General features: G+C 47.6%; 7 protein-coding genes. 4 read left to right on the forward strand and 3 right to left on the reverse strand.

From position 1 onward, the window contains the following. Positions 1-11 precede the first annotated feature (11 nt). Genes JW883_11480 through JW883_11490 form a run of 3 tightly spaced genes read left to right on the forward strand, consistent with a single transcriptional unit; the run spans position 12 to position 2,538 of the window. Positions 12-740 (forward strand): TlyA family RNA methyltransferase, encoded by a 729-nt coding sequence (locus JW883_11480; GenBank protein MBN1842887.1) that lies wholly within the window; start codon positions 12-14, stop codon positions 738-740. Further along, the gene (locus JW883_11485) at positions 730-1,152 is read left to right on the forward strand and encodes a PaaI family thioesterase (protein MBN1842888.1); all 423 of its coding nucleotides are present in this window, start codon (positions 730-732) and stop codon (positions 1,150-1,152) included. Before JW883_11480 ends, JW883_11485 begins: the two co-directional genes overlap by 11 nt. A gap of 15 nt (positions 1,153-1,167) precedes the next feature. Continuing rightward, positions 1,168-2,538, forward strand: a complete 1,371-nt coding sequence (locus JW883_11490; GenBank protein MBN1842889.1) for a DUF4332 domain-containing protein — start codon at positions 1,168-1,170, stop codon at positions 2,536-2,538. An 8-nt stretch (positions 2,539-2,546) separates the two neighbouring features. Here the strand turns inward: JW883_11490 and JW883_11495 are convergent, their stop codons facing one another. Then, on the reverse strand, positions 2,547-3,557 hold the full coding sequence (locus tag JW883_11495; protein MBN1842890.1) for a tetratricopeptide repeat protein: 1,011 nt from the start codon (positions 3,555-3,557) through the stop codon (positions 2,547-2,549). Positions 3,558-3,617: 60 nt separating this feature from the next. Continuing rightward, entirely contained in the window at positions 3,618-5,711 is a 2,094-nt protein-coding gene (locus JW883_11500; GenBank protein ID MBN1842891.1) for a class I adenylate cyclase, read from the reverse strand. 155 nt (positions 5,712-5,866) lie between these two features. On the opposite strand from JW883_11500, the gene JW883_11505 reads away from it, so the two are divergent. Continuing rightward, a complete protein-coding gene (locus JW883_11505; GenBank protein ID MBN1842892.1) occupies positions 5,867-6,451 on the forward strand; it encodes a hypothetical protein in 585 nt (194 codons plus the stop codon). 23 nt (positions 6,452-6,474) lie between these two features. On the opposite strand, the gene JW883_11510 is transcribed toward JW883_11505, so the two are convergent. Further along, positions 6,475-8,583: a hypothetical protein gene (locus JW883_11510; protein ID MBN1842893.1), complete on the reverse strand. Its 2,109-nt coding sequence runs from the start codon at positions 8,581-8,583 to the stop codon at positions 6,475-6,477. Positions 8,584-8,935: the final 352 nt, after the last annotated feature.

An 8,935-nucleotide genomic window follows, 5' to 3' on the forward strand; every position in this document is an offset into this window, starting at 1 on the left:
AACGCCTGGACGTGCTCCTGGTAAAAAGGGGTCTTGCGCAAAGCCGTCGGCGCGCTCTTTCACTTGTCCTTGCGGGCAAGGTTTGGGTCAACGGTGAAAGGCTGGTAAAGGCAGGGCACTTGGTCCCCGATGATGTGTCTCTTCGTGTCACGGGCAAGGATATCCCCTATGTCAGCCGCGGCGGACTTAAACTGGAAGCGGCTTTGCGTGGGTTTTCGGTCGATGTCAGAGGCTTGGAGTGCTTGGATGTAGGCGCTTCTACAGGGGGATTTACGGATTGCCTCCTCCAGCGCGGCGCAAGACATGTTACCGCGGTTGATGTGGGATACGGCCAACTGCATTGGAATCTGCGGTCAGATCCCCGCGTCACGGTCTTGGAACGGACAAACATCCGGTACCTTGATCCTGGAGCGATCCCCGAGGCTGTTGACTTGGCTTGTATCGACGTCTCCTTTATCTCGCTCAAGATCGTGGTTCCTGCGGTCATAAAGTTCGTGAAGCGTTCAGGCCGCATCATCTGTTTGATCAAGCCCCAGTTTGAGGTGGGAAAAGGATTGGTGGGAAAAGGCGGCGTGGTCCGTGATAAGTCCTTACATGAAGCTGTCCTAGAAGACCTTTCCAGGGCATTTAATGACATGAACCTCTCTCAAGTTGGAATCATCCCCTCCCCTATTCTCGGCCCCAAGGGTAATCAGGAATATTTGGCCTGTTTGCAGATGGAGAAAGCCTATGAAGGATAATGTCAGACGAGCGATTTTTCGCAAGGTGAAGGAGGAGCCCTTTGCCAGAAAGCTGAATCTTGATTTGATCGAACTCGAGGATGGATATTCCGTTGTGGAAATGACCTTTACAGAGGATTTGGAAAACATCTTTAAAATGGCCCACGGCGGCGCCATCTTCGGCCTCATTGACGAAGCCTTTGAGACAGCAGCCAATTCTCATGGTACCATAGCAGTGGCTCTTAATATGAATATCACCTATATGAATTCACCCGCACCAGGGGCAAGACTGCGGGCAGAAGCTAAAGAATTGAACGTAACCCCACGCACAGCCTCATATGACATTAAGGTAACAGATGAAAAACATACACTAATTGCATCCTGCCAGGCCCTTGTCTACAGGAAAAAGCAGGGACTGCCGTTTCTGGAGTAAAATAAATGTGGGTTAATGATAGAACCCATTCAAGACAATGTTTATTATCATGGAATGATCCCTCGTGTAATCAGCAAATTGATGATGATTTCGGGCCTGGCAATGGTCATTCTGACCTTCTGGGGCACGGCTCATTATGTCTTTCCTTTCTATGCCCGCACCTACCCTTTTTGCTGGTACGGCCTTATATTCTTTCTTGACGGTCTCCTGTCGTGGCGCTGGAACGAGGGGCTCATTCTCGGAAGGCCCCGCGAATTCGTTGCACTTCTTTTCTGGTCTGCCATCTTTTGGTTTTTCTTTGAAATTTGGAATCTTCGTCTTCAAGACTGGTACTTTGCAGGTGTCCCGCCCGAAGGGCTATGGTCTCATGTCGAGGCCTATCTTGATTTTGCAACGGTCCTGCCCGGCATGTTCTTAGTGTACCGCCTTCTTTATCTATTGAAGCTCCCCTCGCACGTAAGAACCCGCTTTGTCCTCAAAAAGGGGGCACGAAAGGGGTGTGTATTGATCGGACTTGTGATGCTGATCCTGCCCTTGGTCTATCCAGTCTACTTTTTTCCTTTTGTGTGGGGCGCTTTTATCTTCCTGCTCGAGCCTGTCTGTGCAAGATGGGGCGCACACTCTCTGCTTAAGGATGCTGAAAGCGGGGAATGGACCACCCTTGTTCGTCTGTTGATTGCCGGGATTTTTTGCGGTGGGTACTGGGAGCTCTGTAATTTCTGGTCCCTTGAAAAATGGGTCTACACGGTCCCTTTTTTTTCAGAAGGCAAATTGTTCGAGATGCCCTACTTGGGATTTCTGGGCTTTCCGCCCTTCTGCGTGGAGTGTTTTGTCCTGATAAACGCAGTCTATCTGCTGCGTGGCGGCCGCCACTGGATTCCAGAAGCAATAAATCAGAAGTCACCGGCTTCAGCCAACAGGGTGATCTATCTTGTCTTGATTACTTTTGCTCTTTTCTTGAGTGAATGGTCTTATTCTCAAATGGAACATCACACAATCGACAGTCGCTCAGAATCACTCTGTCACATCCTTGAAGATATCAGTCCAACCGATGCAAGCATCCTTGCCGAAAAGGGATGGCGCTACCCCAAAGAGGTTTTGAAAAACTGGGAAGAGACCAAAGGGCTGATCAGACCGCCATTTCGTGATGCCATACGCCGGCGTCTGGGACTTGCAAGCTTGCTGCATATGGGATCAGTAAATGCCCGCCTGCTTGAAAAGGCCGGCGTCCGTTCGCTGAAAGAGTTGGCCAGGCAGGATCCGGATGAGCTTTTTCCTGGACTTGTCCGTATCAACCAGGCCTTGCCGCTTCGCAAAACGCCGCTTGTTAAACGACGTATAGTGGCGTGGATTGAAGGTGCAAAACGTAAGTCCGTGATTTACTAAATTGGATGTCACAGCGCGCCCAGTTCAATGGCATCCAAGGCTTCTTTGGCTTCTTTGAAGTCCGGGTCCAGTTTCAGGGCCTGTCTGAAGCAGGATTGGGCCTTGTCCGCGTGGTTCATATCAATGTGGACACGGCCAATATTGTAATGGATATGAGACTCATGGGGATGGATTTTCAGGGCCTTCTCATACTGCTTAAGGGCGGTGGCGGGATCCCCCCTTTTGCGATACAAAACGCCCAGGCTGTTATAGACGTTTACCGTATCAGGCTGAAGTTCCAAGATTTCGTTTAGGATATCTTCCGCATTTTCATCTTTCTCGCTCTTCATATAGATCTCGGCAGCCTTATGTAAGGCTTCCTCGGCCTTTTGGGTCTGTCCCAGCTCCTTATAAGCGCGCCCCATAGCCTCATACGCCTTTGCAAAAAGGCGGTCAAGCTGCGTGGCCTTTCTGAATGCCTCAATGCCCTCCTGATATTGTCCCTGGGCCGTCTTGATGTACCCTATGTTATAATAAACTTCTGCGCTTTCGCCCTCACTTAACATCTTCTCAAATACGTTGAGGGCATCTTCGTAATCTCCACTTTCCAGCAACTTCATCCCATCTTCAAGGGAGACTTCTTCCTCGCTGGGAGCGCCCAAACCTGCCGCTTGGACGATGCCCGCAATCTTATCCTTGAGCGTATCTGTGTCGTAAGGTTTCACAATGAGCCCGCTCACACCTGCTTTGCCGGCTTCAATGACTGTGGCCTTGGTAAAGGCAGAATCGGAAAGGTAGAAGGGAAGGTTAACGTATCTGTCATCATTGCGTAGGATTTTCAAAAGGGCAAGCCCCGACATCTCAGGCATTTCCCAGGCCGAGACAACACAGGCAAATTCCTTTACCCTTAACATGGCCCACGCCTCACTTGCCGTGCTCGTTGCATGAACGTCCTTATATCCCAGATACTTGAGAGTATCTGTAAACTCCTTAAGAGCTACTGAATTGTCATCGACAACGAGAAAAGATGTTGCTTTCATAGACTTCTCATTGATGAAATCGTATTGTGACCAAGTTGAATAAAATGGGTATCAGATTTCTCAAAATAAATCAAGAAGGGGTTCATTGTCTGCCCTTTCCGTTTCATCAGGTTCCAGTTCGTCCTTTCTTTCTGGCTCTTGGGCCTTGTGATCTCCAATGCCCGTCTTTTGGAAGGACTTTATGAAGCTATTAATCGATCTTGTAGTTGAGGCATCCTCAACTGTGCGAAGATCGTAGATCCGGTACGAGGCCTCTCCTGGCCCGGCCGTTTGAACGTAGCGCCAGACCTGTTTGGCAATCTCGTGACATTTCATAAGATTGCTCTCTATGTGCGTTAAGTCAAGAGAATAGAAAAACATTTCTCCCCACGTATTCTGTGCCAAATAATCCACTGACCGCAAGGTGTCGCTAGCAGCAAAGCGGCTTGTATCCAAGGCCACAAATACCCTTAGCCACCGGGGATCAGAACTCATATGATCAAGAGGCGGTATTTGATCAGGGAAAAAGGAAAAAAGCTCGTCAAGGACTCCTCTGGTTAGCTTGCGCGAAATGGGACCTTGGACAAACTGAAGGGCTACAGCAGAGGTCTTGTGCTCGTAGAGCCCGTTAAAGATGATCCAGCCCAAAATACGTAGCAGTTCAGGGGCAACAAAATGGGCGTTTTCTTTGCCTGCAGCGCTCTTGACAGAACTGCTGTAAACTGCCCAGAAGCTGACATCGGGACTCTCACGCTGATGGGCAACGAACAGAGCGTTGCCGCCTCCCTGGACACGAAGAGACGCCGAACAGCGGGGGATCTTCCCTGGTTTTTTCTCAAAGCGGTTTCTGATTCTTCTCTCAAACAGTCTGAAGTCCTCAATAGGCACGCCCTTGATGGCCTTCGATTCTCCCATTGAACTAGAAACGAGTTGGTACAAAAACCAGAGCTTGTCAATAATGCGTTTTTCGAGCCGAAGTTTTTCCTTTTCTGACCACAAGCCGTAAGACACAAGACGGCTCATCTGATCGTCGGCCCATGACCACGTGTCAACATAGTCTCTTAATACTTGGGCTTTCCGGTTGTTTTCGTCCGGTTCTGAGGGAACCGGGTAACCAACAAGGCGAAGACAAATACATTGCTTAAACAATTCGAGTCCGTCTTCGTCATCCATGCTTTCGTAGAATGCAAGAGCCTTTTCAAAGACAAAGACGTAGGGATCCAGATGACAACTATCCAGTCGACCTTCGAAGAACCTCTCCTTTATGATGTCACACAGCAGCCCTTCTTTTTCTTGAAAAAAGCAGTGGTGGGTCGTAAGCGATGCCTTGATCAAAGACTTTACAGGATCGTTTTGTGCGTCCCAAACCTGCCAAAGCAGGGCGTCTGGAAAATTCTCACTCTTGATGGCTGTCAAATTGCCAAGGTCCACATAATCATCAGGCAAAGAATTGTCCTCAGACAGCAGCGACGCAGTTTCAACCCAGCTCTTGTACTCAGCATCCTTCAGACGCGCAGGTAGGACCGCCCAGTATGGGATCTGTCCGCCTATCAAGATAAATGTGCGGTAAAATTCTTCTTTCAAAAGACTCCTTTGCGCAGCTCCTAAACCTTCTTCGTCAATTCCGCAGAAATCGCTTTGCCTTATCTGTTCAAAATCCAGCAGAAAAAAGGTGACGAGTTGGTCGTAAGTTTGTTTGGCCCACTCTTCGATTCTGCCAAGCTTTCTGCTCAAAAGCCCCCGCTGTGCCTCGCTTACAGACCCACTGTCGATGACTATCCAATAGTCAAAAGGAGAGATGTCTGTCTGGCCCACTGTTCCGGTGCTTCCTATAAGATAAATCCCTTTTATGAGAAAACTCTTTGAGATATATGAACGTATATTCTTTGTTTCGATTCCGAGGCGCTTTTTGGCAAGCATCCAGAAGCCGGAATCAAAGAACCCGTAAATGCCATGTGGTGTTTGGGGATGATCAACATAACCGGGCAAATCCGGGGAATTTACGTGGAGGAGAAGTGGAATCGTGTGAAACAGTTCCAGCTTCTTGCGTGAAAGATGCCGTATGACCTCACGTAACCTGGTGATGTTATATGTGACGAAATCCCTTCTGTTTGCCAGGATTGTCTCTCTGGCATCAAAGAGATCGGGTTTGTTGCGACGTGTGTTTTCTGTCATCTGGGTCCGGGTCTTTGTACTAAAATGGAAAACATGGTCCTCTGCCCCGAATTTCTACTTCAGTGGTAATATAATGTTGGAAAAACTGCCATTTTGTGTGTAAAATTATTTTATTTGTGAAAAGATCTTAACACAGCCCTCATATGGTATTTCCAATGGAAGATAACGATAAGAACGCAGAGGACTTAGACAAGGAAAAACTGGAGCTTGACGAACTCGAGGTGATTCCTGGGACCGCAGGCTCCGCGGAAACGCCTCCTTCGTCAAAGAGCCAGGACAAAGACCAGGGGCCTGATAGAAAAAAAATGGCCATCTTCAACGGCCTTATTCTTCTGGCTAAGGACAAGGTATTCATTCTCTCCTTGTTAGCAGGCATGGTTGTGGCTTCAGTCTTCCTGCTGTACTCACCTATACACGAACTCCTGTTAAAACAAGGGACTGCCGACACCCCGTCGACCGGAAAAATAGTCTACGTTGTTTCATCTTCTATCGGGTTCAACCATCATGTGGAATTCAAACTCTCAATCCCCTTTGGGGATAAGCAAGAAAAGGCTGATTTGATACGGAAGTTGACCAAGGTTAAGCAAGAGCTGCCAGCATCTGGAAGTCTTCCCGAGGTGGCAAAATCGATTGAGCAGAAAGACCTTGATGCCTTGAAAGAAAAGATTCTCAAAATTGTTCATACCATCACTGACGTACCCATTGAAAAAATGCACTTGGAGGAATTGTCCTTGAAGTGAGACCCCATAGAAGCGCCGGGGTGTCACAAGAGCTGCCCCTGTTCTTTGTGCAGGCTTTTAATCGTTCTGATAAGAGCCAAGAGCCCGGCGCATATCCCCCCGGCAATTAGGATTCCCAGTTGATAAGACCATATATTTTGAACAGGAGATATCTTGTATTTTGGCAGGACGAAGTTTGCGTAGTAGACCGCGACTGGAAAGACAATTATTGCGAGAAACACAATGGCCGCTTGAAAAACCAGACTTTTCTTAACAAACCTGGTTAAGAATAGAATGACGAGTTGGACTGCCTCCAGCCTTTTCAACTTCGATTGGATTTGATCCAATTCATCACCTAGTTCTCCAAGCCGATCAGGGCTCCGCCTGAATTCTTCAGGAACGTCAGATCTGGCCATGTCCCGGGTATGGGCTATCTTTGTCTGAACGCGGGCCAACTTCTGGTAAGGACCGCTAATCAGACTTCGATAACGATAATTGCTGGCAAAGACTAGGTATTTCTCAACACGACGAGTCAATCCATGAAGGGCTTCAAAGATCTCATTTCTTTTTTCTTCTATGCTTCTACGGCTCATACTAATGAGAAATTTGCCGTAGTGAACAATGTCGAGATAAGCGAAGTAACCATCCTTCTCTGACAGTTCTTTGATATCTGACCACAGGGACGCGGCTTCTACGATTTCCTTTTCATCCAGAATTCTTTCCAGCTTGTCATATTCCTTTTCCGCTTTATGGAAGATACCCAAAGCCTCGTCTTTTGCTCCGTCAAAAATGTCCTTGAGTTCAGGATGGACTACTGCGCTAAACGGCGCAAGGTCTGGATCAATTAGGGCATTTATGTAATACTCCCTATCTTGATTAATGAGCTTGACTAGTTGGCTAAGGGCTTCAGACTCCTTTCCTGCCCTCAGTTTGAATATGACGTCGTAATATATGGCTTCAACACAGTGCGGATCGATGATTAGGATGTCTCTAATGTTTTCAGCAGCCTCTGAAGGATAGTCCTCCAAATCATAAAGGCGAGCGATTAACAGGAGGATAAAGATCTTCTGGGGTTTTGTCTCCGCACAATCGAGCGCTTTGACAAAATGGTACCTTGCTGTAAGGAAATCACTTTTCTCGACATTAAGAAACCCGAGGGCACAGTGTGGCCTGTAGTCGTCAGGGTGTTCTTCCAGAGAGGTCTCTAAGAAGGTTTCAGCCTGGGCCAGATTGGAAACACGCAGACAATCCGTGCCCACCCACATAAAACCTCCCTTTTCCTTCTTCTTGACAGTCGTTTTTCTGATTTCGTCCCAGCTATGGTCGGCGCTGTTCCAGATATTTCTAAAAAAGCGGAGTTGAAAGACCCTCTTGAGATCGTAGAATCCACAAAAAGCCAAATTGTGTGAACTGTCGGTATCGGTTTGCGACTCCTTGTCTGGGTCAATGCTTTGTTTCCCTCCCGCTACATATTCAGAAAAAAGCCTGTTAATCCTGTCAAAGGAAAGATATCCTAACATATTCAGGGCATGGGTTGTGAGTGGCAGGTGTTTCGATGGGCAGTTTGTCGCCAGGTGTTTCTTGTCACCGCAATAGTAACAAGGATGGTTCTTGCCCTGAGTAAGACCATTATGGGAGGAAAAAAGAGGTGGAGCGCCGGTTCCCATATTGTTCTGGGGGATGAGCTTGTAAAGCGAATTGAGCGAATCCGAACCGGATTGCAGGCCATGGGAAGGAATCTCGTTGCTTTCCATTAGGGTATGAGCAGAGGCCGAGACGTATATTTCACCCGGATCAATTTCTTCCCAATTGACCCCAAGGTCCTCAACGACTATTTCGTCTGCTTTGAGATATGGCCCTGAGTCGATAACCATTTGCACCGGAGAAATTCCGGGTTCCTTGTCGTGCGATAGGGTTTTGCTGACAAACTCCCGGATATTGTTGGCAATGGTCAGGGCTGCTGTGACTTCATCAAAAACGAGAACAACCGACCTGTCCGGGTGCACGCTTTCTGTCTCAATCCTGCCACCCCAGAAATCCTCCTTTAGCTCGAGCAAGTGATTCCATGTCTCGGAAAAATCATCGTTGGCAGACCTCCAAATTGGTCTTAGATAAAGAAGTGTCTTCGAGTTTGACGCCAAATCCGTACCCATTTTCCTCAAAACCTAAGCGGTTATTGCAGGCGAATCGCATTGAATTGCCTTATTGTTATCGACATAAACTCTGCTTGACTTAAACGTTTATGTCTTTGTCATTACTTGAACTATTGCGACTTCAGTTTCCCGGCCATTTTTCCGATAACGGACGTAAGGCCCACGGAGCCTCCTCCTTCCGAGAATCACCACTAAGGGCACGCGAAGAAATAAATTTACATTTGAACTCTAAACCTGTGAACGCTTACATTTGAAGTTATTGTCAAATGAAACAAAAGGTTTTCCTATTATCTTTGGTCCTTATGTCCATGCTCTTTATCGCTGTTTCCTCAGTCAATGCCACACTCAGAAA

The sequence above is a fragment of the Deltaproteobacteria bacterium genome (assembly GCA_016930875.1).
Taxonomy (GTDB): domain Bacteria; phylum Desulfobacterota; class Desulfobacteria; order Desulfobacterales.